The organism is Phyllobacterium sp. 22229 (assembly GCF_052056495.1).
Taxonomy (GTDB): domain Bacteria; phylum Pseudomonadota; class Alphaproteobacteria; order Rhizobiales; family Rhizobiaceae; genus Phyllobacterium; species Phyllobacterium myrsinacearum.
On the sequence record NZ_JBQEPA010000018.1, the window covers coordinates 26,115 to 50,472 of the forward strand.

Genomic DNA, 24,358 nt, shown 5'->3' on the forward strand with positions numbered 1-24,358 from the left:
ACGATAGGATGTCATCATGAGTGGCCTGAACGCCCCCATTCCGGTTTCTGTACTCACGGGATTTCTGGGGTCGGGCAAGACCACCTTGCTGAACCGCCTGCTGAAAGATCCGGCGCTGGCCGACACGGCCGTCATCATCAACGAATTCGGCGATGTCGGCATCGACCATCTCCTGGTGGAGACGGCGAGCGAAGGCGTCATCGAGCTTTCCGACGGCTGCCTGTGCTGCACGGTCCGCGGCGAACTCGTCGATACGCTGGCCGACCTGATCGACCGTCTGCAGACCGGCCAGTTGAAGCGGCTCAAGCGGGTCATCATCGAAACGACCGGGCTGGCCGACCCTGCGCCCGTCCTGCATGCGATCATGGGGCATCCCGTGCTGCTGCAGGCGTTCCGGGTGGACGGGGTGATCACGACGGTCGATGCGGTCAACGGCATGGCAACGCTCGATGCGCATGAGGAAGCGGTCAAGCAGGCGGCGGTCGCCGACCGGATCGTCGTGACCAAGACCGACATGCCGCAAGCGGCGCAGGGTCTGCCGGCGCTGCGTGCCCGGCTGGCCGCGCTCAATCCCGGTGCCGATATCATCGATGTCGGCGATGCGCGCACTGGCTATGCCGCGCTGTTCGAGTGCGGTGTCTACAATCCCGAGACCAAAACCATCGATGTGCAGCGCTGGCTGAAGGCGGAAGCCTATCGCGATCGTGAGCATGAACGGGAAGAAGCCGAGCATCATGCGCATCACCATCATGGCCATGACGGGCATGATGATCACGACCATGACCACCATCACCACGATGTAAACCGCCATGATGCGGCGATACGGTCGTTTTCCCTCACGCATGATGCGCCGGTACCGCGCGCCGGTTTCGAGATGTTTCTCGATCTGCTGCGTTCGGCCCATGGCGAAAAACTCCTGCGCATGAAAGGCATCGTGCAGCTGGCCGATGATCCGGAGCGTCCGCTGGTCATTCACGGCGTGCAGCAGATTTTTCATCCGCCTGCGCGGCTTGCCGCATGGCCGGAAGGGCGGCGCGAGACGCGGCTGGTTCTGATCGTCAAGGATCTGCCGGAAAGCTATGTGACACAGCTGTTCAGCGCCTTCCTCAACGAACCGAAGGTCGATACGCCGGACCGTGCAGCGCTGTTCGACAATCCGCTGGCAATCCCGGGATTGAAAGTCTAGCCGCGCTCGATGTGGAAGCGGTGGCCGCCCTCGATGGTCACCGTCTCGATCAGCCGGTGGCCGTCGGTCAGGCAGAAATTCGGCATGTCGATGACGGCGAGGGGGTCGCTGGTTTCAACCCAGAGGCGGCTGCCTCCGGGCATGGTTTCCAGACGTTTGCGGGTTTTCAATACCGGCAGCGGGCAATTCAGGCCACGCAGATCATAGATATCAGCCGACATGGCGGGCCCTCCAGGCAGGAAAACGTGCGCGGCTCAATTGCCGATGATTTTCCACCAGGCCTTTTTCGCCGGCTGTTCCGCCACCGTGGCGGTCACGTCCTGTGGTGCCTGAACAGGCGCTGCTGCCGGCGCGGGTACCGGAGCGGTTGTCTGCCGGGCCGGGGCAACGACATTGGCGGCGACCTGGTTGGCGGTGGAAGCCGGTGCCGTCGCCGGGATGGAAGCAACCGTCATGCGGTGCCGTTTGCCGGCCTCACGCTCGTCACGGGCCTTGTCGGCAGCGACAGCGGATGCAAGGCGGACCATGACCTGCGGCTTCAGCGCGGCGTCCTTGTCCTGCGGCGACAGGGACGGCGGCTCCTGGGTCACGCGCTCGCCACGGGCGCGGCGGGCGCTCCATTCGGCGATGATCTTGGCTTCGTTGAGGCCCTGGATGGAACGGCTCGGCGCCTGGATGCTGCCCTTGCCGACCATGGAGGAGAATGCGGCCTCGTAATTGGTCTGATAGCTCTGATAGGCCATCTTCAGCGTTTCAGGCTGCTGCATGGGCGGGCATGTGGCGGTGGCGGCAATCGGAGCGTTCGGGTCGGTGGTGTTGTTGAAGACGTATTTCTTCTCGCACACGTCGACCTTCGGCGGGACCTTGGTAATCTCGAAGTGATCGTAGCCTTCCTTCAGGTTTTTCCAGAACGGATAGTTCGGATCATCCTTGTAGCGCGCCATGTTGGCTGCGGTCATGCGGAATGGAAAGGCCTGGAGCTGGATCGAGTCCTGGCCACCCTTGAACGCGTCGCGGGCAAAGGCGTAGATTTCCTGAACCTGGGCATCGGTCATCGAATAGCAGCCGGACGACGAGCAGGCGCCGTGCACCATCAGATTGGCGCCCGTGCGGCCAAGCGCCCGGTCAAGCGCGTTGGGAAAGCCGGTGTTGAAGGACAGGTAATAGCTGGAATTCGGGTTCATCTGCGCCGGGCGAACGGCATAGAAGCCTTCCGGTGCCTGGCGGTCGCCCTCGATGAATTTCGGGCCGAGCTTGCCGGACCATTTGCAGATCTGGTAGCTCGTGACGATATCGTAGCGGCCGTTGTCCTTGCGCTTCCAGACTTCAAGAACGCTCTCTTCCTTGAAGATGCGAACCATGATCGGCGCGGTCATGGTCATGCCCTTGGTCTTCATCAGCTTGACCAGTTTTTCGGACAATTGCTTTTCGGATTTTGGCGCAAGGTCGGATACCGACGCGCCCTGGCAACCCGCCAGAAACAGGGTCAGCAATAACGGAGCAAGGATATGTGTCGGTATTTTCATCTTCGCAGCTGGTACCAGTTCGCTTCGCCGAAATTGTGTGGATTGGTATCCACAACCCCCTATTTGCACCCGGTATAGTTGATAAAGCCTTACTGCAATGAGTCAAATTGCTCAATCATACAATTGTCACCTGCAATGAAGACAGGGCGGATTTATGGCGAAATACACTGTTTTCCCAAGATGATCCATCCGTTGCAACACGTACTTGCCCTGTAATACGCCATTGACAGGAAGCAAGCGTCCTCATCAATTGTTGGTGTTCGGCCCCTGAGCGGCCGCGTTGCGTGCCCGTTTCATCAGTCATGCATGGAGGAACACAATGGCAGTTGCACCCTTTTTGACGCTCAAACGCCATTTGAAGGCGCCGCCACGGCTGGTGTGGGCCGCCTGGACCGATCCTTCAATGATCGTGCGCTGGTGGGGGCCGGCAGGGGCCAAAACATTGAGGGCTGAAGCCGATCCGCGCCTTGGCGGCAGGTATCATGTCGTCTTCGTCACCCCGGACGGCGAGCAGCATGATGTCAGCGGCGTCTATTGCGAGGTGGTGGTTGAAGAGCGCCTTGCCTTCACCTGGGTCTGGATTACCCTGCCGGACCGGGAGTCGCTGGTAACGCTCGTGCTGGAGAGGGTGGATGACGGCACATTGCTGACACTCATCCATGAGAAGTTCTACGACGAGGCAGCGCGAGATCGTCACAGGCAGGGCTGGAGCGGTGCTCTCGACAGTCTCGAAAACTTTATCAATCAACAAGCGGTGAACCATCGTGACTGACCATTCCGCAATCACCTTCCGTCCGGCGTCGCTGTCCTATCTGCCATTGATGGCGAAGTGGCTGATGATGCCGCATATGCGCGATTCCTACCAGCCGGACCCGATAAGCCCGGGAGAGGTGGCGGAGGAGTACGGGCCATTGTTTAGCGGCGAGACGCCGGATATTTGTCACATCGCCTATTATGGCGAGCTGCCTTTCGGCTATCTGCAGAGCTACCGCAATGCGGACTATGAGGACGAGCTGCCGGCGCTTGACCACGGCATCAGCGTCGATCTGTTCATCGGTGAGCCGGACTATATCGGGCGCGGCCTCGGTTCGCTGATGCTGAGGGAATATCTTGCGCAGGTCGCCTTCCCGCATTTTTCCGATGAACGGTTCGCCTATATTACCCACGAGGCGGGCGATCTCGATGCGATCAGGGCATCGGAAGCGGCAGGCTTTCGGCCGGTTGACGAATTTGAAGAGGATGGCGACAGCGTTATTCTTTTCCGGTTCGAACGCGGCAGCAACGACAATAAAAAAGGCGGTGCCTGAGCACCGCCTTTTGTGAAATCAGCACAAACGGCAATTAGCCGTTGAGGGCGTCCTTCAGAGCCTTTGCAGGCTGGAAGGCAACCTTCTTGGAGGCTGCGATCTTGATCGTTGCGCCAGTTGCAGGGTTACGGCCTTCGCGAGCAGCGCGCGACTGTACCTTGAACTTGCCGAAGCCTGGCAGCGAAACTTCGTCGCCTGCGACGACGGCATCGGTGATGCCCTTAAGAACGCTATCAACAATCGCCTTGGACTGAACCTTTGTAAGACCCTGATCAGCGACGAGCTTCTCGATAAGATCGGACGTATTCATGTTGGCGGTTTCCTCAGTATATTCGTTGATCGAAGGCGTCTGTATGGCATGCGTTGCCGCCTCTGTCATCAGGAATAGAGCGCATTTTCGGGGTTTATACCCAGTGTTTACAGGGTTTTTTGCAAAACCGGCTATGATTTTTCCGATCGGAGCCGGATGACGCCCGCAAATTCAGCCGGGTGATTCGGCCCGTGATTCCATCGCTTCGCGTCCGCCGCTCTGCAGAGCGTCAGGCATCTGCCAGATCGGAGGGTCGCCGATGTGGCGCGCGACGTGGTCGATAAAGGCGCGCACCTTGGCCGAGACATGCCGGGTCGGCGGGTAGACGGCATAGATCCTGTAGGGCAGCGGCCTCGCCTCCGGCAAGACCTTGATGAGCGTGCCGCGCCGCAGCGCTTCGGCGGCGATGAACATGGGCAGGAGCACCAGCCCCAGTCCGGCGATGGCCATGTCGCGCATGGCTTCGCCATTGTTGGCCACGATGCGCCCGTGCATGGCAACCGAAATGGGTTCGCCGGAGGCTGCCGGGTTTTCGAACTGCCAGAGCTGGCTGGTGTTGACGTTGGAGTAGTCGATGCACGCGTAAGAGCCGAGTTCGCCGAGGTTTTGCGGCAGGCCGTTGGCCGCGGCAAAAGCCGGGCTGCAGCATATGACGCGCGGATCCGTGCACAGTTTGCGCGCGATCAGGCTGGAATCCTTGAGAATGCCGATGCGGATGCCGGTATCGAAGCCGCCCTTGACGAGATCGACCATCCGGTCGTCGAGTTCCACGGCGATTTCAAGATCGGGATATTGCCGGGCGAAATCGGCAATCAGGCGGCTCAGGTAAAACGTGCCGAAGGTCATCGGCGCCGTGATGCGCAAGGTGCCGCGAATGGCGCTGTAGCGCTCCCCGACCGTGTCGGCCGCCTCGATGATCTCACGCACGAGCGGCCGGACGCGCTCGACAAAGGCGCGGGCATTGTCCGAGGCGAGCAGTTTGCGCGGCGAGCGCTGGAACAGCTGCGTGCCGAGTGCCGCTTCCAGATCGGTGATGCGCTTGCTCACCACGGATTTCGACAGGTTGAGCCGGGCGGCAGTCATGGTGATGCTGCCGGTCTCCATCACGTCGAGAAAAGTCACAAGGTCATCGAAACGCCATTTCATGGTTCTCTTATAGAGGACAATGTGCCGATGAAAAAGACGTTTTAGGAGAAATCGTTCTGTTTTAACGAACATGGGTTGCATCGAAGCGGGCTTTATATCGGTGCTGGCAGCGCAGATATTCACCCCAACGGCGCATGAGCGCCAGGCAACCCCATTCAGGAGGCTTCCATGTCCCTACAATTGACAGGTATCCATCATCTGACCGCCATCACGGCGAATGCCCCGGAAAACCTGCGTTTCTACACGCAGACCCTCGGTTTGCGGCTCGTCAAGAAGACGGTCAACCAGGACGATACCAGCGCCTATCACCTTTTCTACGCCGATGGCGAGGCAACGCCCGGCACCGATCTGACCTTCTTCGACTGGCCGGTCGGCCCGGAACGGCGCGGCACGCACAGCATTGCGCGCACGGGTCTGCGCGTCGGCAGCAAGGCCAGCCTTGTCTGGTGGAAGGCACGCTTCGACGAACTCGGTGTCACGTCGGGCGAAATCAGCGAAACCGGCGGGCGTGAGTCGCTCGATTTCGAGGATGGCGAAGGCCAGCGGTTCCGTCTGATCGATGATGGCGGCGCAGGCCCGTCACATCCCTGGGACAGGAGCCCGGTTCCGGCCGAACACCAGATCCGCGGTCTTGGCCCGATCACGATCAGCGTGCCTGACATCACCAACACGGAAGCCATTCTCCTGCACGTGATGAACATGCGCCAGACCAGCACCTATCCGTCTCCCGACGGCGCCGGTCATGTCCATGTCTTTTCCATGGGCGAGGGCGGACCGGCTGCCGAACTGCACGTCGCGGTCCAGCCGGATCTTCCCGTGGCCCGTCAGGGTGCGGGTGCGGTGCATCACGTGGCTTTCCGGGCGCCGGATGTGCAGCAGCTGCACGAATGGACGGAACGGCTGAAAAGTTTCCGCATGCCATCCAGCGGCGAGGTCGAGCGCTATTACTTCCGCTCGCTCTATTTCCGCGAACCCAATGGCATCCTGTTCGAGATCGCCACGGATGGTCCTGGCTTCACCGTTGACGAACCGCTGGAAACGCTGGGCGAAGGATTGTCCCTGCCGCCGTTCCTCGAGGGCAAGCGGGCGTCCATCGAAGCAAATCTGAAGCCTCTGGTCTAACCGGAATGAAGGAGGCCCGGCGCATAAGCGCCGGGCCTTCTTGCATCTCAAGCCGTGCGGGAAAGGTTGGCCTCAATCCATAGCTGCACGGCATCGATGTCATGCTGCCCGGTTTCATGCCCGGCATGGACACGCTGGACGGCAAGGTCCGCTCCGGCCTGCCGCAGCAGTGCTTCGAGATCGGGCGTCTTGGCGCCGAACAGGTCGTGGTCGCCATTGACCATCAGAATTTTCGCATGGCTCAAATCCGTCTGCGGTGTCTCTTCAAGAACATTCGTCGCGCGCAGGAGAATCGCATTCCTGACAAGGCCGGGATGCAGCAGCATGGTTGCCACCAGCATGTTGGCGCCGTTGGAATAGCCGAGAAACACCGTGCGCTCGAGATCAAGGCGATAGGCCTCGGCGGCCCCTTCGATGAACGCCGCCAGCGCTTCGGCTTCCGAGCGGATGTCCTGCTGGTCGAAACTCAGGGGGCCAAAGCGGCGGAACCAGCGGCCGATGCCCTCCTCATTGCTGCGCCCGCGTAAACCAATGAGGGTGGCATGCGGCGCGGCATTGGCGGCAAGCGGCAGCAGCGTGGTCTCATTGCCGTCGGAGCCATGCAAAAGCACAAGTGTCAGGCCATCGGCATGTTCGGGCGTATAGACACGATGCACGAAAGGCAGTTCGCGGTAGAGGAACCGCTCCTCGCCGGGCAGGCCGAACTGCGGCAGCATCACCGTGAGATTGCCGGCCTCTTCAGCAAAATGCGGCGGAATGAACAGGCGCGTTCCGAGTGTTTCCAGCGTCTCGTCCACAAGCATGCCGGGACCGTCGGTCGCCATCTCGAACAGGGTGCCGCCGGGCTCGCGCACATAGATCGAATGGAAATACTTGCGGTCATGCATGGCGGTCGCGTCCGACCCGTCCCTGATCAGGCTGTTATAGGTCGCCTGGGCATGGGCGATATCGGGCGCACGGAAGGCGATGTGATCGATCGTTCCTGTGCCGGGCGCGGAACTCCAGAAGCCGCTGGCATCGCGCACATCGACGCAATCGCCGGAGGCCGAAACCATCCGCACGATCGTGTCGGTGCGCTCGCCGGCGTGAAAGCCGAAATAGGTTTCGAGAAAGGCGCAGGTGGCTTGCGGCTGTTCGGTGAGGACAGTGGCGCCGCGGATGCGCCGGATGGCATCAGCCTCGGCAATGTCCTTGACGGTCCACGGCGCGGCACCCGTGACCCCGGATGTTCCAACGAGTTTCACGATCACGCCATCGGGGTCTTTCAGCCGCAGGACGGTTTCGCCGAATTCCTGTGCGGGGCCGGTGACGGCAATATTGTGCTGGAGGGCGCGGGTCAGCCAGAAACCGATGGCCTCCGGGGCAATGGCCAGGGCAATTTCACTTGGCTGGCCGTAACCGACCCGGCCGAGCGATCCGTCTTCCCAGACGAGAAAGGTGATCAACGAACCGGGGGTTGCAGCGGCATCGCCATAGAAGAGGTGAAGCTGGGTCGCGTCTTCATAGCCGCCGGTGCGTTTGACCAGGCGAAGACCGAGAAAACCGGCGTAGAAGTCCACATTCGCCTGAACGCTGCGGGTGATCAGGGTGATGTGATGGATACCACTTGTCATGAAGTTCCTCCGCCTGTGGATCGTGCAACCAAGAGGAAGCGACCAATACGGGGAAAGCCGGCGGGCGGCAATCAGGCAGGGCCTGAAAAAACAACACCCACCGCGGGAGGAGGTGCGGTGGGTGCTATTTGTAAAGGCCGGCTGGGAGGAGGAGTGCCGGCCTTCGAACGTTCGGAACCTGGGAGGAGGTCATCCCGAACGTCAACTTTGAATTCGATTAGCGCGCAGCTGCGGCCTTCTTGGCAACAAAGGCGATATCGCCACGGGAGATGCCGAGGTCGTTCAGTTCACGTGCGGACAGGCGGTTCAGTTCGGTGACAGTGTCACGATAACGGCGCCAGTTGTTGTAAGAGCGGATCAGGTTCATTTCACTCACCTTGGTAACTTATTGTTTGTTGGATCATTTCTTGATCGTGAGCTGCATATAGTCGATGCCCGGTCAAACTTGCAGTGACAAGAATGCATAGCTGCTTTGCAGGAACTGCGGAGTGGATGGCCAAATTGGGGCGGGTGGAATCACGTCAATCAGAACGGCCGGGAAGAGGTGCAAAAATCCGCTTTTTTCAGCCATTGTCCGGCTTATCACGGCCGCTGATTGCGGACCCTTTGAACCACGTGTCGCAGCGGCTGGGTCATCCGCCAGGAGGTGCTTGATCGGATCGCGCTCAGCTCCCCCTGCAGCCGCAGGATGATCTGATCCTGTTCGCGTGATTTTTGCTCAAGCGCGCTCCGGTCCTGATTGCCCTTGTCCATGGCTGCGGCGTGAAGAAGCCTCACCTTCTTGATCTCGCGCCGCAGGGCAATGTTGTCGAGCTGCTCGAGCGACGGAAAATCATCCGATGTCGCCGCCGGGAGTCTTGGCAGGGTTTGAACGGCAATTTCCGATTCCACCCGGACCTTCTCAGGTTCTATCAGGCTGTGGTGCAGCGCCTGAATGGATGAGAGGTTTGCCGAGGCGGGCAGGCATCCCCGGAGCGTGGAAAAAAGGTATTCCGGATCCTGGGTGAAACGCGGAAAGGCGACGAGGTAAATCGGTATCCCCGCCCGTGTCAGCCGCTCGACGAGATGATGAAATCCCACGGCCAGCAGCCGGGCCTGATCGACGGGATCGAGCGCATACACGGCGCCTCCGGGCGTTTCTCCCCAGTGGTCCCAGGTCCTTGCCTCGTCAGCCATCCATTCCTGGGTGTGATGGAGCCGCTGCAATTCGAGAATGATCCGGCTGCTTGCCGCTTCCGCCAGATTGCGTATGGGAATGATGACGCCGTCAATCGTAATGTCGGCGCGCTTGAGCACCTCATCGATGAACTGGTACAGCCAGGGAGATTTGACGACGTAGGGAAGGTTCTCGCCGCCATGGAGAATCAGATCCTCCAAACCGGCATTGGCGTCCTCGATCAGATGGGTCTGTCCATTGGATTTGCTGATGTGCGTGGTCAGTCCCAAGGCATTGAGATAGCGGACGAGAAGGCTCGTTCCGGCCCGGCCTGTACCCGCGATGAGGAGGTGATTTGCCATGCGTGTCTCACGTTATCTGGCAAACGGATACACCCGGTTTTGAGCGGAATACAGTTACAAGTTGTTAAGTTTGTTGATCGCGAAAAAGCCCATTTTCTGGGCATGGGGACGCCGCCTGCTGGCAGACTTTTCGGCGCCGCGGCGGCAACGGCAAATCGAAATCCCCGATTGAAGCTGCATTGAGCATGGCCTTGCTGTCGGTTCGCCGGGCCTTGGGTCAAGATCGGGCTCCTGAATCCCACGCGAGAACGAAGCCGTGTACGACGAGTATGACGACAAACAGCACCTGCATTATACGACACCGGTCTGGGTGCATCTGCTGGCCTTCGGTGTCGTCGTCGGGATCGCCGTGCTGATCTGCGAAGTCTGCCATTCCCTGGCCTAGAATCAGGGCCCCCAGTTTCTGTCCCGTCATCTGGCGCAAATGTGCATGGGATTGCCGCGTCATCGGCCAAGGCCGGCCGCGCAAACAGGGATATCGATTTTGTCGGGAAGGAATGGCGCGCCCGAAAGGATTCGAACCTCTGACCCCCAGATTCGTAGTCTGGTGCTCTATCCAGCTGAGCTACGGGCGCGTGCCACATCTGCGCGTTCGTCTGCGCAGGCCGGTTCGTAATCGGTTGGGCTGTGAATTGCAAGCAGCTTTGGCAAAAAAACCGCAACAATTTTTTGCCGGAACGTCGCACCCCGGTTTATTCGGCGGCTTAGTGCCTTTCCCGCCGTGCGTATGCGCGGCATTCCGTCGGAAATGAAAAGGCCCGGAGGATGTCCGGGCCTTTGTCATGTCTTAGAGATTGCGCCCGATGGCGAGGAACTTGTCACGCCGGTCTTTTTTCAGCGCTTCGCCGTCCATCGATGCCATGGATTTCAGGGCGACGTTGATGATGTTGCCCGTCGCTTCGATCACCGCATCCTTGCCGCGATGGGCGCCGCCCGTGGGTTCGGGAATAATGCCGTCGATGATTTTCAGCTCGTACAAATCCTGCGCCGTGATGCGCATATTGGTTGCCGCATCCTTGGCGCGGGTGGAATCGTGCCAGAGGATCGATGCCGCACCCTCCGGCGAAATCACCGAATAAATCGCATGTTCGAGCATGTAGACCCGATTCGCCGTGGCAATGGCGATGGCGCCGCCGGAGCCGCCTTCGCCGATGATGACGGAAACCATGGGCACTTTCAGGTTCAGCGATGCCGCGGTGGACCGGGCGATGGCTTCCGCCTGTCCGCGCTCTTCCGCCGCGATGCCCGGAAAGGCACCGGCCGTATCGACGAGCGTGATCACCGGAAGGTTGAACCGGTCGGCCAGGTCCATGACGCGCACGGCCTTGCGGTAGCCTTCGGGCATGGCCATGCCAAAATTGTGCTTGAGGCGGGACTTCGTGTCGTTGCCCTTTTCCTGGCCGATGACGGCGACGGCCTGGCCGTTGAAACGGGCAAGACCGGCCTGGATGGCTTCGTCCTCGGCAAAGTTGCGGTCACCGGCGAGCGGCGTGAAATCGGTGAACAGCCTGCCGATGTAATCGATGCAGTGCGGACGGTCCGGATGGCGGGCGATCTGTGCCTTCTGCCAGGGCGTCAGCTTGCGGTAGAGATCACGCAGCGCTTCGGCCGACCGCTTTTCCAGGCGGGCGATCTCGTCATTGGTGTCGAGTGCGCCGCCTTCTTCCGCAAGCTTCTTCAGTTCGAGAATCTTGCCATCGAGATCAGCGACCGGCTTTTCGAAATCGAGATAGTTGTACATGGACGACGTGTCTGCCTGCATAACGGTGGATTTTTCACGACCTAACTGGCTGTTGCGGACGCTCATGTCAAGGAAGCATGGCCGACAAGGCGCGTTCATGGCGCCACTTATAGGGATAATTCCGGCGAAGGTGTGGTGGAAAGCCGTGGATAAGAGCCAAGCTCAGGGCCTTGTCCCGTGGCGCGTTTGGTGAAAGCGTGGCGGCCTGCGGCCTATGCATCCGGCTTCTTGGCCGGTGCGCGGGGCTTGGCCGGTGCCGTCTTGCGTTTCGGTGCTGCCTTCTTCGCCGGTCTCGCCCGCTTGGCGGGTTTTGGGCGCTGCCAGCCGATCCACTCGCCTTCGCCCTCGTAATAGTGAAAACCCTGCGATGCATTGTTCAGGCCCTTGCGCAGCTCGGCGATGTCAAGACCGGGCATGTTTTGCAGAAGGGCGGGCGGAAGATGGTCGATGTTCAGCCAGTCCGCATGGAAATAGATGTGTTCGGGTGCGCTTTGGTTGTCAACGATGATGAACCATTCGCTCTCCATATAGTCGCCGAACCAGGGATCGGGAAACATGGCCTGTTTGAACGAGAAGCCGAAACCGTCGATCTCGCCCCAGTCCCAATGTTCGCGCCAGCCCATGGAGCGGATCAGCTGGCTGGACCGCGTGAACCCGGTTTCGTCGAAGCGCATCACTTCGCTATCGGCTTCGACTGGCGCCGGTTCTGGTCTCGAAAACAGCTTTTTCAACAGCCGCCACATAGAGAGTCCCGTCAAGTCCGTGGTCCCGCCTGTTTCGCGGGGGGATGGGTTCAGTCTGCCAGAGGGTGGTGCTCCGTGACAAGGCGGTGCAGCCGCTCCTCCATGACGTGGGTATAAATCTGGGTCGTTGAAATATCCGAATGACCCAGCAATTGTTGCACCGCCCGCAGGTCCGCGCCATTCTGCAGGAGATGGCTGGCGAAGGCATGCCGTAACACGTGGGGCGAGATTGCAGAAGTCACAAGTCCGGCACGGGCGGCCAGCCCCTTCAGTTCGCGCGCGAAAACTTGCCGCGCCAGAAAGCCCGTTTCGGAGATGGCCGGGAAAAGCCAGGGATTGCCGGCAAGGTTGGGCAGTGCGTCGCGCACGGCGAGATAGGTTGTCATGGCCGCGCGGGCCTTGCTGGAGAGCGGAACCATGCGGTCTTTCGAGCCCTTGCCGCGCACCATCAGAAAGCGGTGATCGGACCGGGCAACCGTCACCGGCAGGCCGACCAGCTCGGAAACGCGCAACCCCGTCGCGTAGAGAATTTCCAGCAGCGCATGCAGGCGCAGGGCGCGCAGATGGTCGCCCGCCGGGGCGGTGGTGTCCAGGGTTTCCAGTTCGGCACGTCCCAGCAGTTTCTCGACATCCGCCTCGCTGAGGATTTTTGGCAGAGAGCGGTCCTTCCGGGGCGCATCCAGCGTGCCCGTCGGGTCGTCGGTGCGGATATTTTCCGTATAGAGAAAGCGGAAGAACTGGCGCAGCGCCGAGAGCCGCCGTGCCTGCGAGGTTGCGGCATAGCCGCGTCCGGCGATATCGTCGAGATAGGCACGGATCGTTGCGGGCTCGGCCATGGTCAGCTGTACGCCGGTGGCGCTGGCAAAACCCGCCGCATCCTCGAGGTCGCGACGATAGGACTCAAGCGTGTTCTGCGCCGCGCCGCGTTCGGCGCTCATCATCTCAAGAAATGTCTCTATCGCTGCTGCTGTGCGCATGGCTCTACTTCGGATTGCCGGGTTTGGGATTGAGCTTTTCTGTGGGAATGCGGATGGTCAGTTCCGTCTGTGTCGGGTGCACGAAGGTCACGAGCGCCAGCATCCCCGCGTAGACGAGCCCGGCGAGAACCGCGAGGGTGATGATCAATCGGGTCAGTGTGGGCATCAAATCGACTTTGCAAGCTGGCTTTCCATGTTCCATAATCTTGCAACGGAAACTCTTATGAATTGATGAAGGCCAGACACAAGGACAAGCCCACACTTTGCTTGACGAAAGCCCGGTTTTCCTGTCGAAACGCATTTATGAACAGCATTGACGATATTCTTGGCACAGCCCAGGTTCCGGAGTTGGCCCGATCCATCCGGGAACGCCTGGGGCACCGGTCTATTGTGCTCGTCGGTTTGATGGGCGCAGGCAAATCCACCGTGGGTAAAAAACTGGCTTCGCTGGTCGAATTGCCGTTTTTCGACGCCGACAACGAGATTGAAAAAGTCTCGACCATGACCATTCCGGAACTGTTCGAAGCCTATGGTGAAGCGGAGTTCCGTGATCTGGAACGCCGGGTTATCGCGCGCATGCTCGAAGATGGGCCCATCGTTCTGGCCACCGGCGGCGGTGCCTATATGAACGCGCAGACGCGCGGAGCGATTGCGTCCGAAGGCATATCGATCTGGCTCAATGCCGAACTCGACGTGCTGATGAACCGTGTCGTGCGCAAGCAGAACCGGCCGCTCCTCAAAAGCGACAATCCGCGCGCCGTCATGGAGCGGTTGATGAGCGAGCGCTATCCCGTCTATGCGCAGGCGGATCTGACCATTCTCTCGCGCGAGGAAAAGAAAGAGATCATCGCGCTTGAAGCGATGCAGGCGGTGTCGCAGCATCTGGACAACAAGGAATCCCCGCGATGAGCGCCCTGACGACAGTTCCGGTCAAACTCGGAGACCGTTCCTACGACATTCTCATCGGCGCGGGCCTGATCGAGCGTGCGGGGCAGGAGATTGCGGGGCGCACCGGCGCAGGACGGGTGGCCATCGTCACCGACGAGAATGTTGCCGCGCTGCATCTGCAGCGCCTGGCGGACAGCCTGAAGGCTGGCGGCATCGAATCGACACCGGTTCTCGTTGCCCCCGGTGAAAAGTCGAAAGGTTTTGCCACGCTCGAAACCGTCACCAATGCCATCCTGGCCGCCCGGCTGGAGCGGGGCGATATCGTTATCGCCTTCGGCGGCGGCGTGATCGGCGATCTCGCCGGCTTTGCCGCCAGCATTGCCCGGCGCGGCATGGGCTTCGTACAGATACCGACCTCGCTGCTGGCCCAGGTGGATTCGTCCGTTGGCGGCAAGACCGGCATCAACACGGCGCATGGCAAGAACCTCGTCGGTGCTTTCTATCAGCCGCAACTGGTGCTGGCCGACACGGATGTGCTCGACACGCTCAGCCCGCGCGAATTTCGCGCCGGCTATGCGGAAGTCGCCAAATACGGGCTGATCGACCGGCCGGACTTCTTTGCCTGGCTGGAGAAGAACTGGCAGGGCATTTTCACCGGCGGGCCGGAGCGCACCCGCGCCATTGCCGTCTCCTGCCAGTCAAAGGCCGATGTCGTGGCGCGCGACGAGCGCGAAACCGGCGACCGGGCGCTGCTCAATCTCGGCCACACGTTCGGCCACGCACTGGAAACCGCCACGCACTACGATTCCGCCCGGCTCGTGCACGGAGAGGGCGTTGCCATCGGCATGGTTCTCGCCCACCAGTTTTCGGTCCGGATGAATCTGGCGAGCGCCGACGATGCCGCACGGGTTGAAGCGCATCTGCGGCAGGTCGGGCTGCCGGTTTCCATCAGCGACATTCCCGGTGCATTGCCGCCAGCGGAGGCGCTGATGGAGTATATTGCCCAGGATAAGAAAGTGACGCGCGGTGCGCTGACCTTCATTCTCACCCGCGGTATCGGCCGGTCCTTTATCGCCAGGGATGTGCCGCCATCGGCGGTTCTCAGCTTCTTGCAGGAGAAACACCCAAAATGAACCTGGAACTCTGGATCTTTTGCGGAATCATTTTCCTTCTGATCCTGATGTCTGGTCTCTTTTCAGGATCCGAAACCGCGCTGACGGCCGTGTCGCGCGCCCGGATGCACCGGCTTTCCAAACGCGGCGACGACCGTGCGACGGTGGTCGAAGGTCTCATCGAAAAACGCGACCGTCTGATCGGCGTCATGCTGATCGGCAACAATCTGATCAATATCCTCGCCTCCTCCCTGACCACGAGCATGCTGCTCAATCTGTTCGGCCAGGCGGGCGTGGCCTATGCCACGGCGATCATGACGGTACTTCTGGTGATTTTTGCCGAGGTGCTGCCAAAATCCTGGGCGATTTCGAGCCCCGACCGCAATGCGCTGGCGCTGGTGCGGTTCGCACAGGTTGCCGTGTTCATCTTCGGGCCGCTGTCGGACCTCATCAACTGGATCGTGCGCCGTATCCTTAGCCTGTTCGGCATCGATCTCGGTTCGGTGACATCCATGCTGTCGGCGCAGGAGGAACTGCGCGGCGCCGTCGATCTCCTGCACCGGGAGGGCTCGGTGGTGAAGCGCGACCGTGACCAGATCGGCGGCCTGCTCGATCTGCGCGAGCTTGAAGTCTATGACGTCATGATCCACCGGACGGATATGGATTCGATCAATGCCGATGATCCCATCGAGGAGATCATCGGCCAGATTCTGGCGAGCCACCACACCCGCATTCCCGTCTGGCGCGGCGACAATGACAATATTGTCGGTGTCGTGCATGCCAAGGATCTGGTGCGGGCCATCCGCGATTCCAACCGCGACTTTTCCAAGATCAACATCATGAAGGTGGCGACCAAGCCCTGGTTCGTGCCCGATACGACGACCCTGCAGGACCAGCTCAATGCCTTCCTGCGCCGCAAGGCGCATATCGCCATTGTCGTGGATGAGTATGGCGACGTGCAGGGGCTGATCACGCTCGAAGACATTCTGGAAGAGATTGTCGGTGATATCGCCGACGAGCACGACATTGACGTTCAGGGCTGCCGCCCCCAGCCGGATGGGTCGGTGCTGGTCGATGGCTCCGTTCCAATTCGCGACCTCAACCGGGCGCTCGACTGGAACCTGCCGGATGCGGAGGCCACAACCATTGCTGGCCTCGTCATCCATGAAACCCAGAGCATCCCGACGGAAAAACAGGCATTCACCTTCCACGGCAAGCGCTTCACCGTGCTGAAGCGGGAAAAAAACCGCATTACCCGGCTGCGTATTCGACCTTTGGAGGATGACGAAAAGGGCAAAACCGGTTAAGCTGCCGCCACTGGTTCGATAATTTTAAGATATTGTTTTTTCAGACGCTTTCCTGCACCTAAGCTAGAGGCTGCATGCATATTGTTATTGCCATTTTAAGTGGAATTGCCGCGATTTTTTACTGGATGTTCCGGCTGCAATGGGCGGCTCGTTCCATTCGGGATCTGGACAGAAATACGCCTCTTCTGAGAAACAGGAGCAGGCGGGCGTTCGACCGTCTCGTCGGTTCGCGCCATAGCCGGATCCGTGATCCGCGGCTGGCGGCAACCGTGCTGATGATTCAGCTTGTGCGCACCGGTGCGCCGCTGACCCAGGACGAAAGACAACAGATCATCGCGCTGGTCGGCGGTCCGCTGGGGATCGGCGATCCGGATGCGATGTTCCGCAAAGCCTGGCGCTATACCAGACGCCGGGGTTCGTTCCCAGCGATGGCTGACGACATGGTGCCGATGCTGCGGGCACGCCTGAGCGTGGACGAGCGTTTTCAGCTGATCGGCATGCTGCGGCAGACGGCCGGCGCCTATGGCGGGGAGAGCGAGCTGCAGGCGCTGATGATCGGCCGCCTGCAACGGCAATTGATGCAAGGCGAGGATGGTTAGGCCGGGCCTTAGCGGCGTGTCGCTTCGCCCGGTGCTGCCGGTTCCAGCGCAAGTGCGTGGACGCTGCCCGCCAGCTCGTCCTTCAGGACCTCGTTGATCGCCCTGTGGCGTGCAACGCGCGACAGGCCCGCAAAAGCTTCTGCGACAATGCGCACGCGAAAATGCGTTTCACCCGAACCGTCAAATGTGGCATGATGCCCGCTGTCTTCATGATGGTGGCCGGCATGAAGATGACTCTCGTTGATGACGGTCAATGAAACAGGATGAAAAGCCTGCGTCAGTTTGTTTTCGATCGCTGACTGAGTGGACATTTCGTTCTCCTGCGCCCATATGGTAGTTTCATTTGGCAAATCCGTACATGATCACAAATTTACCGCCATTTCAGGCGTTAGGTTGATCCATGGGCAATTGTCAATTCTTGTCTTGTAAACCAATCCGTTGATAATCGTACGCAATGACCTCAAATTCGAAATATTTTGACAGCATCCGCATCCGCCCGAAAAAGGTGGAAGAGGAGAAATCGCGCATTCCCGTGTGCCAGTGGGATGGCTGCGACAAGCCGGGTCCGCACCGTGCGCCGGTTGGACGCATGAAGGAAGGCGAGTTCTTTCATTTCTGCATCGATCATGTCCGTGAATACAACAAAGGTTACAATTATTTTTCCGGTCTCTCCGACGCGGAAGTCGCGCGCTATCAGAAGGAAGCCCTGACCGGCGACCGGCCGACCTGGACCGTCGCGGGCCTTCCGGGCAGCGGCGCTGGCGCCAGTGCCGCGGCTGCCGCATCCGGCGGTGCCAAGACGTCGCCGGACTTTTCCAAGCTGCGCTCGGGCCGGGCCGCCTATCAGAACCGCTTCCGTGATCCGAACAGCGTGTTCGGGGATGCACGGCCGAGTGCGCGCCTGCGCAAGGCCAAGCCTTTGGAGGCAAAAGCGCTGGATACTCTCGGTCTTGATGTAAAAGCCACTGGCGAAGACATCAAGTCGCGCTATAAAGAACTGGTGAAGCGCCATCATCCCGATGCAAACGGCGGTGATCGGGCTTCCGAGGATCGTTTCCGCGACGTTATCCAGGCTTATCAATTGCTCAAACAGGCTGGTTTTTGCTAAGGACCATGTTTGGCTGAATTCGAAGCCTCCCGTCGAGGCTTCATGGGTGTGACTATCTTATTGCGTCTGCGCGTGCAGTCGCGCTGGAGGCATGATGAATAAGGTTGATCGCGATATTGCGAATTTGCCGGATACTACGGTTTCTGCCGCAAAGCTGTTCGGATTTGATACCGACATGATGGTCCCTGCCTACAAGGCGGGCGATGCATATGTGCCGGAGACCGATCCGGATTATCTGTTCGACAAGCAGACCACGCTGGCCATTTTGGCCGGGTTTGCCTTCAACCGGCGCGTCATGGTGTCCGGCTATCACGGAACAGGTAAATCAACCCACATCGAACAGGTCGCCGCCCGCCTTAACTGGCCGTGCGTGCGCGTCAATCTCGACAGCCATGTCAGCCGTATCGATCTCGTCGGCAAGGATGCCATCGTCGTCAAGGAAGGCATGCAGATCACCGAATTCCGCGACGGTATCCTGCCATGGGCCTATCAGCACAATGTGGCGCTGGTGTTCGACGAGTATGATGCCGGCCGTCCGGATGTGATGTTCGTCATCCAGCGCGTGCTTGAATCGTCCGGCCGCCTGACGCTGCTCGACCAGAGCCGCGTGATCCGCCCGCACCCGGCGTTCCGCCTGTTCGCAACGGCCAACACTGTCGGTCTCGGCGATACAACCGGCCTCTACCATGGCACGCAGCAGATCAACCAGGCGCAGATGGACCGCTGGTCCATCGTGACGACGCTCAATTATCTGCCGCATGACAATGAAGCCGCCATCGTTGCGGCCAAGGCCAAGCACTACCAGAACAAGGAAGGCAAGGAGATCGTCTCGAAGATGGTCCGCGTTGCCGACATGACCCGTGCCGCCTTCATCAATGGCGACCTCTCCACGGTGATGAGCCCGCGTACGGTCATCACCTGGGCCGAAAATGCCGATATCTTCAAGGATGTCGGTTTTGCCTTCCGCCTGACCTTCCTCAACAAGTGCGATGAACTGGAACGTCCGATCGTTGCCGAGTTCTATCAGCGTGCGTTCGGCAAGGAACTGCCGGAGTCGACGGCCAATGTGGTCATAGGCTGAGCGTCATCAGAGCATGGCGGGACCGGGAGACAATTCACGCACAAATCCGAAAGGCCCGGTTGATTCCGAGCCTTTCAAGCGCGCGGTTACGGCCTGCATGCGGGCCATTGCCGGCGATCATGAAATGGAAGTCGGGTTTGGCAATGATCGTCCGGCCCTGACGGGACATCGGGCGCGTCTGCCCGATCTGCCAAAACGCCCGACGGCCACCGATATCGCGGTTACCCGCGGCATCGGCGATTCCATGGCCTTGCGCAAGGCATGCCACAATGACCGCATCCATGCGACGCTGGCGCCGGAGGGCAAGCAGGCGCGTGCGATTTTCGATGCGGTCGAACAGGCACGTGTCGAGGCGATCGGTGCCCTGCGCATGGACGGCATGGCCGAGAACCTCAGCTCGATGCTGGCGGACAAATATTCCCGCGCCAATTTCCCGGCCATCACCGACAAGGCCGAAGCGCCGCTGGAAGAAGCCGTCGCATTGATGGTGCGCGAGAAGCTGACGGGCCGCAAGGCGCCCGAATCCGCCGGCAATGTCGTCGACCTCTGGCGTGACTGGATCGAGGAAAAGGCGGCCGCCGACCTCGAACATCTCGGCGAGAAGATCAACGACCAGAACGCCTTCGCCCGCGTTGTCCGCGAAATGCTGGCTTCCATGGAGATGGCCGAAGAGCTGTCGCAGGAGAGCGAGCAGGACGAGGACCAGGAAAACAACGAGGACGCGCCGGAGCCCGAAGAGAACAACGAAGGCGGGTCCGACGAAGACCAGGGCAGCGATGCATCCGAGGATGATGATTCGGAAAGCTCCAGCGACGACAGCCAGTCGGGCGAGACCGAAGCGGCCGATGCCTCCTCTGACGAGATCGATGACGATGCGGATACGGATGCGGAAATGCCCGGCGAGGCGCGCCGTCCGAACCAGCCGTTTTCCAATCTCGGCAGCGAAAGCGGCTATAAGGTCTTCACCCAGGAATTCGACGAAACCACCGATGCGGAAGAGCTGTGCGACGATGCGGAGCTGGAGCGCCTGAGGGCCTTCCTCGACAAGCAGCTTGCCAATCTTTCCGGTGTCGTCGGCCGTCTGGCCAACCGCCTGCAGCGGCGCCTGATGGCGCAGCAGAACCGCTCGTGGGATTTTGACCTGGAAGAAGGTTATCTCGATTCGGCGCGTCTCGTGCGCGTGGTCATCGATCCGACGCAGCCCCTGTCCTACAAGCAGGAACGCGATACGGATTTCCGCGACACAATCGTCACCCTGCTGATTGACAATTCCGGCTCGATGCGCGGCCGTCCGATCACGGTCGCTGCGACCTGCGCCGATATTCTGGCGCGCACGCTTGAGCGCTGCGGCGTGAAGGTCGAGATTCTTGGCTTCACCACCAAGGCATGGAAGGGCGGGCAGGCGCGCGAGGCGTGGCTGGAGCGCGGCAAGCCTGCCAATCCCGGCCGCCTCAACGATCTGCGCCACATCGTCTACAAGCGTGCCGATGCCCCGTGGCGCCGCTCCCGGCGCAATCTTGGGCTGATGATGCGCGAAGGGCTGCTGAAGGAAAACATTGATGGCGAGGCCCTGATCTGGGCGCATCAGCGTCTGCTGGGGCGGCCGGAGCAGCGCAAGATCCTGATGATGATTTCCGACGGTGCGCCGGTCGACGATTCCACCCTGTCGGTCAACCCGGGCAACTATCTCGAACGGCATCTGCGCGCCGTGATCGAAGAGATCGAGACGCGCTCGCCCGTTGAGCTGATCGCCATCGGTATCGGCCATGACGTGACGCGCTATTACCGGCGGGCGGTGACCATTGTCGATGCCGAAGAACTGGCGGGCGCCATGACCGAGCAGCTGGCATCGCTGTTTGAAGAACAGGAACAACGCCGCGCCGCGGGCAAATCTGCCGCCCGGAAACACTGACATGAACCGTATGGCGCTGCTTGTTTGGCGCATACGGTTCATTTTCCTTCTGGCTCTGTTCCCTGTGCCGCCTGCCCAGGCGCAGACCGATGGCGTTGCGCCAGCGGTCATTACCGCGCGGCTTGTTTCGCATTTCCGCATAGGTTCCGCCCAGACCCGGTTCGGCAGCCTCGAATTTGTCGGAGGGCTGGAATTGCGTTCCAGAAATCCCGATTTCGGCGGCATGTCGGCGTTCCGCTATCTCGATGCGGGCCAGAGCTTTCTCGGCATAACCGATACGGGCTTCTGGTATGCCGGGGTCATGCGGCGGGACATTAAGGGCGTGCCGGTATCGGTCGGCAATTTCCGGCTGGCACCGATCCAGGATGCGGACGGCAACGCCGTCCAAGGCAAGCGCAATGCGGATGCGGAAGGGATGGCCGTGGCGGGCGGGACGGTCACGGTGTCCTTCGAGCGGGTCCATCGCATTGCCGAGTTCGACCTTGACCTGAAGAGCTTTGCGTCGCGGCCGCGGGAATTGCCGCTGCCGGTGCCGAAAAGCGAATTGCGCAACAATCGCGGGTTTGAGACGCTGGCCTATGCGCCTGCAACAAGCCCGTTGAAGGGTGCGCGGGTTGCGGTAACTGAGAAAAGCATCAACAGGGCGGGCGATATCTACGCCGCTGTGCTGGAGGGGCCGGGCAAGGGCATCTTCTTCGTCAAGCGGCTGGACAGTTTCGACATCAGCGACGGTGCTTTTCTGCCTGATGGCGATCTCCTGCTGCTGGAGCGGCGTTTCAGCCTTGCCAGCGGCATCAGGCTACGCATCCGCCGGATCGCGGCTGGCGATATCAAGCCGGGCGCGACAGTCGACGGCCCGTTCATCCTCGAGGCGGATATGCGCGATCAGATCGACAATATGGAAGGGCTGGATGTCTGGCAGGCCGAGGATGGTTCAACCCGCATCTCGATGATATCGGATGACAACAACTCGATCCTGCAGAGAAATCTCTATCTGGAATTCCGGTTGGCCGAATAGATCGCCGGCGCGAAGATGGCGAGAATGGCGCCATAGGGCACCAGCATCACCACGGCCATGACAATCTTCACCATCAGGTCGCCGAAGCCGAGCGACATCCACAGCGGGATATCCTTGCCGAGGAAAGGCACCAGCATGGCGAGCGATGAGTCGGCGCGCCCGGTTGCCAGATCGATCCAGGCAAACTGCGCGGCAAAGGCGATGGAGAAAAACAGCAGCGTATCGAGCAACGAACCGAACACGGCGGACGCGAACGGCGCCTTCCACCAGGTCAGCTGGCGCAGCTTGCCGAAGACGGTAACATCCAGCAGCTGGGCGCAGAGAAAGGCCGAGCCCGAGGCGATGGCGATGCGCGGGGTTGCCAGCCAGACTGACAGAATAACGGCGATGACGAACCCGGCATAGACGACCTTACGGGCGAATTGCGGTCCGAAACGGCGGTTCGACAGGTCATTGACGAGGAAGGCGACGGGGTAGGTGAAGGCCCCGTAGGTCAGGATTTCGCCCAGTCCGAGATGGTTGAACGGGTACTGCACCAGGATATTGGACGCAGCCACGACCAGGCACATGGCGAGGACGGGGAAAATGAAATCCGGCAGGGAATAGGCGCGCGAAAGCGGCATTTTTTTATCCTGGGTAATGGAACCAGCAACAATAAGGCCAGCATGCGCTGGCCTCAAGCGATTAGGATGTCAGAACCGTGCTGGCCGGTCAGGCAGCAACAGGGGCTTCAGCCGACTTCTTGGCAATCTGGCGCTTCAGGAGACGGGCGCGCTGCGACAGCTCCTTCTCGTCAGCCTTGGCCAGGAATGCATCCAGGCCACCGCGATGTTCAACGGTGCGCAGGGCATGGGCCGAAACGCGCAGACGGAAGCTCTGACCGAGAGCTTCGGAGATCAGCGTAACGTGGCAGAGGTTCGGCAGGAAGCGGCGGCGCGTTCTGTTGTTCGCGTGGCTCACATTGTTGCCGTACTGTACCGATTTAGCGGTCAATTCACATGTGCGGGACATTGGGTCTCACCTTCAAAATTCATTACCTATAGCCCGAATGTTCTTGTTACCATCACACGTCGCCGTGCAGCGGCGCGCATATCGGACAGGCGGCCTATTGGGAAGTCGCGTTTCTATAGTGATATGAGCCGCGCGCGTCAAGTGTGCTTCTGCTCCGGTTTTGTGTATTTAACGGACTTGTCGCAATGTTTAACACAACTTTGCCTGCTTTGTACGGTCTCACCACAGGCAATTCACACATGCGTGATGCAATTTGAAGGAGCGGGACATGACTGGTCTCATTCGGCGGCCCGGCTGCGGATATGCTGCGATTGCCGCAGGGATATTGCTCGTTGCCGGTGCGCTCCCGGCGCGCGCCGAGGAAATCTACAAATCCGATTACCGGGTTTCGCTGCTCGGACTGACGATTGCCAAGGCGAATTTTTCAACCAGTGTCTCGGGCGGCGCCTATACGGTGACCGGCGGCCTGAGAAGCTCCGGGCTCGTGACCGTCTTTGACGACACCAAGGGCAATATCGATGTGAAGGGCCAGTTCGGCAAAACCGGCGCGCTGCCGAACTCCTATCTCGTCAAGTACCGGCACGGCAAGAAGGACAAAAGCACCTCGATTGCCTTTGCCAACGGCAATGTGACGGATACGACCAATGTCCCGCCGGTCCGCAAGAAGGACAAATGGGTGGAGCTTGAGCCCGCAGCGCTGCAGGGCGTGACGGATCCGATCTCCGGCGTCATGGTTGCGGCGGACAGCATCGGACAGGTCTGCACGCAGACCCTGCATCTCTACGACGGACAGACCCGGGCGGACCTTCAGCTCTCGCCATCCGGGAGCCCAAAGCCATTTTCCACCAAGGGTTTCAAGGGCGATACGATCACCTGTTCGGTCAAGTTCATTCCGGTCGGCGGCTATCAGGCGGGGCGCGACGCGATCGAATATCTGAAAAACAAGAGCAAGATCAGTCTCACCTTTGCATCCCTCGGCAAGTCCGGTATCTATTCGCCGGTGCAGGCGAAGATCGGCACGCAGATCGGAACGGTGACCGTTTACGCGACCCGTTTTGAAAAGATGCAATAGAAGCGGCAGGGGCGCCGCTCTTGTTAAATGGGGGCGGCGCGTGGCTACATCTGTCGGGTTT

Annotated in this window: 28 protein-coding genes and 1 tRNA gene; 14 read left to right on the forward strand and 15 right to left on the reverse strand. The window is 60.2% G+C overall.

All coding sequences use genetic code 11. The features are described 5' to 3' along the window. Positions 1-25 precede the first annotated feature (25 nt). On the forward strand, positions 26-1,186 hold the full coding sequence (locus ACTJJ7_RS20325; RefSeq protein WP_440968690.1) for a CobW family GTP-binding protein: 1,161 nt from the start codon (positions 26-28) through the stop codon (positions 1,184-1,186). Here ACTJJ7_RS20325 and ACTJJ7_RS20330 read toward each other — a convergent pair. Both ACTJJ7_RS20330 and ACTJJ7_RS20335 read right to left on the reverse strand, forming a co-directional pair. Next, the gene (locus tag ACTJJ7_RS20330) at positions 1,183-1,407 is read right to left on the reverse strand and encodes a sulfurtransferase TusA family protein (protein ID WP_105734491.1); all 225 of its coding nucleotides are present in this window, start codon (positions 1,405-1,407) and stop codon (positions 1,183-1,185) included. The two genes, ACTJJ7_RS20325 and ACTJJ7_RS20330, sit on opposite strands and share 4 nt — an antisense overlap. A gap of 33 nt (positions 1,408-1,440) precedes the next feature. After that, positions 1,441-2,712: a L,D-transpeptidase family protein gene (locus ACTJJ7_RS20335; RefSeq protein ID WP_130270864.1), complete on the reverse strand. Its 1,272-nt coding sequence runs from the start codon at positions 2,710-2,712 to the stop codon at positions 1,441-1,443. Positions 2,713-3,031: 319 nt separating this feature from the next. Between ACTJJ7_RS20335 and ACTJJ7_RS20340 the strand changes: the two genes are divergently transcribed. Continuing rightward, positions 3,032-3,484, forward strand: a complete 453-nt coding sequence (locus ACTJJ7_RS20340; protein ID WP_105734493.1) for an SRPBCC family protein — start codon at positions 3,032-3,034, stop codon at positions 3,482-3,484. Beyond that, a complete protein-coding gene (locus ACTJJ7_RS20345; RefSeq protein WP_130270862.1) occupies positions 3,477-4,019 on the forward strand; it encodes a GNAT family N-acetyltransferase in 543 nt (180 codons plus the stop codon). Before ACTJJ7_RS20340 ends, ACTJJ7_RS20345 begins: the two co-directional genes overlap by 8 nt. 34 nt (positions 4,020-4,053) lie before the next feature. On the opposite strand, the gene ACTJJ7_RS20350 is transcribed toward ACTJJ7_RS20345, so the two are convergent. Both ACTJJ7_RS20350 and ACTJJ7_RS20355 read right to left on the reverse strand, forming a co-directional pair. Beyond that, a complete protein-coding gene (locus ACTJJ7_RS20350; RefSeq protein ID WP_091880272.1) occupies positions 4,054-4,329 on the reverse strand; it encodes an HU family DNA-binding protein in 276 nt (91 codons plus the stop codon). 171 nt (positions 4,330-4,500) lie between these two features. Continuing rightward, a complete protein-coding gene (locus tag ACTJJ7_RS20355) occupies positions 4,501-5,475 on the reverse strand; it encodes a LysR family transcriptional regulator (protein WP_440968650.1) in 975 nt (324 codons plus the stop codon). Between the two features lie 168 nt (positions 5,476-5,643). Between ACTJJ7_RS20355 and ACTJJ7_RS20360 the strand changes: the two genes are divergently transcribed. Further along, on the forward strand, positions 5,644-6,597 hold the full coding sequence (locus ACTJJ7_RS20360) for a ring-cleaving dioxygenase (protein WP_105734496.1): 954 nt from the start codon (positions 5,644-5,646) through the stop codon (positions 6,595-6,597). Positions 6,598-6,644: 47 nt separating this feature from the next. On the opposite strand, the gene ACTJJ7_RS20365 is transcribed toward ACTJJ7_RS20360, so the two are convergent. The 3 genes from ACTJJ7_RS20365 to ACTJJ7_RS20375 form a co-directional block, all read right to left on the reverse strand. Then, positions 6,645-8,210 carry a VOC family protein gene (locus ACTJJ7_RS20365; protein ID WP_440968651.1) on the reverse strand — a complete coding sequence of 522 codons (1,566 nt, stop codon included), beginning with the start codon at positions 8,208-8,210 and terminating at the stop codon, positions 6,645-6,647. Between the two features lie 217 nt (positions 8,211-8,427). Next, entirely contained in the window at positions 8,428-8,577 is a 150-nt protein-coding gene (locus ACTJJ7_RS20370) for a DUF1127 domain-containing protein (protein WP_091879951.1), read from the reverse strand. Positions 8,578-8,792: 215 nt separating this feature from the next. After that, on the reverse strand, positions 8,793-9,728 hold the full coding sequence (locus tag ACTJJ7_RS20375) for a hypothetical protein (protein WP_440968652.1): 936 nt from the start codon (positions 9,726-9,728) through the stop codon (positions 8,793-8,795). A gap of 256 nt (positions 9,729-9,984) precedes the next feature. Here ACTJJ7_RS20375 and ACTJJ7_RS20380 point away from each other — a divergent pair, with 256 nt between their 5' ends. Further along, positions 9,985-10,113 carry a hypothetical protein gene (locus ACTJJ7_RS20380; RefSeq protein WP_280952408.1) on the forward strand — a complete coding sequence of 43 codons (129 nt, stop codon included), beginning with the start codon at positions 9,985-9,987 and terminating at the stop codon, positions 10,111-10,113. A gap of 113 nt (positions 10,114-10,226) precedes the next feature. Here ACTJJ7_RS20380 and ACTJJ7_RS20385 read toward each other — a convergent pair. The 5 genes from ACTJJ7_RS20385 to ACTJJ7_RS20405 form a co-directional block, all read right to left on the reverse strand. Next, positions 10,227-10,303, reverse strand: a tRNA-Arg gene (locus ACTJJ7_RS20385). 212 nt (positions 10,304-10,515) lie between these two features. Then, positions 10,516-11,469, reverse strand: coding sequence for an acetyl-CoA carboxylase carboxyltransferase subunit alpha (locus ACTJJ7_RS20390; RefSeq protein WP_105734499.1), 954 nt, complete (start codon positions 11,467-11,469; stop codon positions 10,516-10,518). Between the two features lie 212 nt (positions 11,470-11,681). Beyond that, positions 11,682-12,227 (reverse strand): hypothetical protein, encoded by a 546-nt coding sequence (locus ACTJJ7_RS20395; protein ID WP_440968653.1) that lies wholly within the window; start codon positions 12,225-12,227, stop codon positions 11,682-11,684. 35 nt (positions 12,228-12,262) lie between these two features. Then, entirely contained in the window at positions 12,263-13,189 is a 927-nt protein-coding gene (gene xerD / locus ACTJJ7_RS20400) for a site-specific tyrosine recombinase XerD (protein WP_440968654.1), read from the reverse strand. A gap of 4 nt (positions 13,190-13,193) precedes the next feature. Beyond that, positions 13,194-13,355: a histidine kinase gene (locus ACTJJ7_RS20405; protein ID WP_130270850.1), complete on the reverse strand. Its 162-nt coding sequence runs from the start codon at positions 13,353-13,355 to the stop codon at positions 13,194-13,196. Positions 13,356-13,510: 155 nt separating this feature from the next. Between ACTJJ7_RS20405 and ACTJJ7_RS20410 the strand changes: the two genes are divergently transcribed. From ACTJJ7_RS20410 to ACTJJ7_RS20425, 4 genes are all read left to right on the forward strand, one after another. Beyond that, on the forward strand, positions 13,511-14,098 hold the full coding sequence (locus ACTJJ7_RS20410) for a shikimate kinase (protein ID WP_425350463.1): 588 nt from the start codon (positions 13,511-13,513) through the stop codon (positions 14,096-14,098). Next, positions 14,095-15,210 carry a 3-dehydroquinate synthase gene (gene aroB, locus ACTJJ7_RS20415; RefSeq protein ID WP_440968655.1) on the forward strand — a complete coding sequence of 372 codons (1,116 nt, stop codon included), beginning with the start codon at positions 14,095-14,097 and terminating at the stop codon, positions 15,208-15,210. Before ACTJJ7_RS20410 ends, aroB begins: the two co-directional genes overlap by 4 nt. Continuing rightward, on the forward strand, positions 15,207-16,496 hold the full coding sequence (locus ACTJJ7_RS20420; protein WP_105734504.1) for an HlyC/CorC family transporter: 1,290 nt from the start codon (positions 15,207-15,209) through the stop codon (positions 16,494-16,496). The genes aroB and ACTJJ7_RS20420 overlap by 4 nt, the downstream gene beginning before the upstream one ends. Before the next feature lie 74 nt (positions 16,497-16,570). After that, complete coding sequence (locus tag ACTJJ7_RS20425; protein ID WP_440968656.1) at positions 16,571-17,095, forward strand: TerB family tellurite resistance protein; 525 nt, start codon at positions 16,571-16,573, stop codon at positions 17,093-17,095. Positions 17,096-17,103: 8 nt separating this feature from the next. On the opposite strand, the gene ACTJJ7_RS20430 is transcribed toward ACTJJ7_RS20425, so the two are convergent. Further along, entirely contained in the window at positions 17,104-17,406 is a 303-nt protein-coding gene (locus ACTJJ7_RS20430; RefSeq protein WP_223613568.1) for a BolA family protein, read from the reverse strand. A gap of 143 nt (positions 17,407-17,549) precedes the next feature. On the opposite strand from ACTJJ7_RS20430, the gene ACTJJ7_RS20435 reads away from it, so the two are divergent. The 4 genes from ACTJJ7_RS20435 (at position 17,550) to ACTJJ7_RS20450 (ending at position 22,214) form a co-directional block, all read left to right on the forward strand. Then, positions 17,550-18,203 (forward strand): J domain-containing protein, encoded by a 654-nt coding sequence (locus ACTJJ7_RS20435; RefSeq protein ID WP_105734507.1) that lies wholly within the window; start codon positions 17,550-17,552, stop codon positions 18,201-18,203. 94 nt (positions 18,204-18,297) lie between these two features. Beyond that, positions 18,298-19,284, forward strand: coding sequence for a cobaltochelatase subunit CobS (cobS, locus tag ACTJJ7_RS20440; RefSeq protein WP_105734508.1), 987 nt, complete (start codon positions 18,298-18,300; stop codon positions 19,282-19,284). Positions 19,285-19,297: 13 nt separating this feature from the next. Then, positions 19,298-21,196 carry a cobaltochelatase subunit CobT gene (cobT, locus tag ACTJJ7_RS20445; RefSeq protein WP_440968657.1) on the forward strand — a complete coding sequence of 633 codons (1,899 nt, stop codon included), beginning with the start codon at positions 19,298-19,300 and terminating at the stop codon, positions 21,194-21,196. 1 nt (position 21,197) lies between these two features. Beyond that, positions 21,198-22,214 (forward strand): esterase-like activity of phytase family protein, encoded by a 1,017-nt coding sequence (locus ACTJJ7_RS20450; RefSeq protein WP_440968658.1) that lies wholly within the window; start codon positions 21,198-21,200, stop codon positions 22,212-22,214. On the opposite strand, the gene ACTJJ7_RS20455 is transcribed toward ACTJJ7_RS20450, so the two are convergent. Together ACTJJ7_RS20455 and rpmB are read right to left on the reverse strand one after the other, a co-directional pair. Next, on the reverse strand, positions 22,187-22,837 hold the full coding sequence (locus ACTJJ7_RS20455; protein ID WP_440968659.1) for a VUT family protein: 651 nt from the start codon (positions 22,835-22,837) through the stop codon (positions 22,187-22,189). The two genes, ACTJJ7_RS20450 and ACTJJ7_RS20455, sit on opposite strands and share 28 nt — an antisense overlap. Positions 22,838-22,925: 88 nt before the next feature. After that, positions 22,926-23,225 (reverse strand): 50S ribosomal protein L28, encoded by a 300-nt coding sequence (gene rpmB / locus ACTJJ7_RS20460; RefSeq protein WP_105734512.1) that lies wholly within the window; start codon positions 23,223-23,225, stop codon positions 22,926-22,928. Between the two features lie 268 nt (positions 23,226-23,493). On the opposite strand from rpmB, the gene ACTJJ7_RS20465 reads away from it, so the two are divergent. After that, positions 23,494-24,297 (forward strand): DUF3108 domain-containing protein, encoded by an 804-nt coding sequence (locus ACTJJ7_RS20465; RefSeq protein ID WP_105734513.1) that lies wholly within the window; start codon positions 23,494-23,496, stop codon positions 24,295-24,297. Positions 24,298-24,358: the final 61 nt, after the last annotated feature.

Bases quoted from the DNA above. Each gene is read 5' to 3' on its own strand.
- ACTJJ7_RS20335 (WP_130270864.1), bottom strand. From the start codon at position 2,712: ATGAAAATACCGACACATATCCTTGCTCCGTTATTGCTGACCCTGTTT.
- ACTJJ7_RS20365 (WP_440968651.1), bottom strand. From the start codon at position 8,210: ATGACAAGTGGTATCCATCACATCACCCTGATCACCCGCAGCGTTCAG.
- ACTJJ7_RS20370 (WP_091879951.1), bottom strand. From the start codon at position 8,577: ATGAACCTGATCCGCTCTTACAACAACTGGCGCCGTTATCGTGACACT.
- ACTJJ7_RS20340 (WP_105734493.1), top strand. From the start codon at position 3,032: ATGGCAGTTGCACCCTTTTTGACGCTCAAACGCCATTTGAAGGCGCCG.
- ACTJJ7_RS20465 (WP_105734513.1), top strand. From the start codon at position 23,494: ATGACTGGTCTCATTCGGCGGCCCGGCTGCGGATATGCTGCGATTGCC.
- ACTJJ7_RS20425 (WP_440968656.1), top strand. From the start codon at position 16,571: ATGCATATTGTTATTGCCATTTTAAGTGGAATTGCCGCGATTTTTTAC.
- cobT (WP_440968657.1), top strand. From the start codon at position 19,298: ATGGCGGGACCGGGAGACAATTCACGCACAAATCCGAAAGGCCCGGTT.
- aroB (WP_440968655.1), top strand. From the start codon at position 14,095: ATGAGCGCCCTGACGACAGTTCCGGTCAAACTCGGAGACCGTTCCTAC.
- ACTJJ7_RS20390 (WP_105734499.1), bottom strand. From the start codon at position 11,469: ATGTACAACTATCTCGATTTCGAAAAGCCGGTCGCTGATCTCGATGGC.
- ACTJJ7_RS20355 (WP_440968650.1), bottom strand. From the start codon at position 5,475: ATGAAATGGCGTTTCGATGACCTTGTGACTTTTCTCGACGTGATGGAG.
- ACTJJ7_RS20360 (WP_105734496.1), top strand. From the start codon at position 5,644: ATGTCCCTACAATTGACAGGTATCCATCATCTGACCGCCATCACGGCG.
- ACTJJ7_RS20330 (WP_105734491.1), bottom strand. From the start codon at position 1,407: ATGTCGGCTGATATCTATGATCTGCGTGGCCTGAATTGCCCGCTGCCG.
- ACTJJ7_RS20405 (WP_130270850.1), bottom strand. From the start codon at position 13,355: ATGCCCACACTGACCCGATTGATCATCACCCTCGCGGTTCTCGCCGGG.
- ACTJJ7_RS20450 (WP_440968658.1), top strand. From the start codon at position 21,198: ATGAACCGTATGGCGCTGCTTGTTTGGCGCATACGGTTCATTTTCCTT.
- ACTJJ7_RS20435 (WP_105734507.1), top strand. From the start codon at position 17,550: ATGACCTCAAATTCGAAATATTTTGACAGCATCCGCATCCGCCCGAAA.
- xerD (WP_440968654.1), bottom strand. From the start codon at position 13,189: ATGCGCACAGCAGCAGCGATAGAGACATTTCTTGAGATGATGAGCGCC.
- ACTJJ7_RS20420 (WP_105734504.1), top strand. From the start codon at position 15,207: ATGAACCTGGAACTCTGGATCTTTTGCGGAATCATTTTCCTTCTGATC.
- ACTJJ7_RS20375 (WP_440968652.1), bottom strand. From the start codon at position 9,728: ATGGCAAATCACCTCCTCATCGCGGGTACAGGCCGGGCCGGAACGAGC.
- rpmB (WP_105734512.1), bottom strand. From the start codon at position 23,225: ATGTCCCGCACATGTGAATTGACCGCTAAATCGGTACAGTACGGCAAC.
- ACTJJ7_RS20455 (WP_440968659.1), bottom strand. From the start codon at position 22,837: ATGCCGCTTTCGCGCGCCTATTCCCTGCCGGATTTCATTTTCCCCGTC.
- cobS (WP_105734508.1), top strand. From the start codon at position 18,298: ATGAATAAGGTTGATCGCGATATTGCGAATTTGCCGGATACTACGGTT.
- ACTJJ7_RS20350 (WP_091880272.1), bottom strand. From the start codon at position 4,329: ATGAATACGTCCGATCTTATCGAGAAGCTCGTCGCTGATCAGGGTCTT.
- ACTJJ7_RS20430 (WP_223613568.1), bottom strand. From the start codon at position 17,406: ATGTCCACTCAGTCAGCGATCGAAAACAAACTGACGCAGGCTTTTCAT.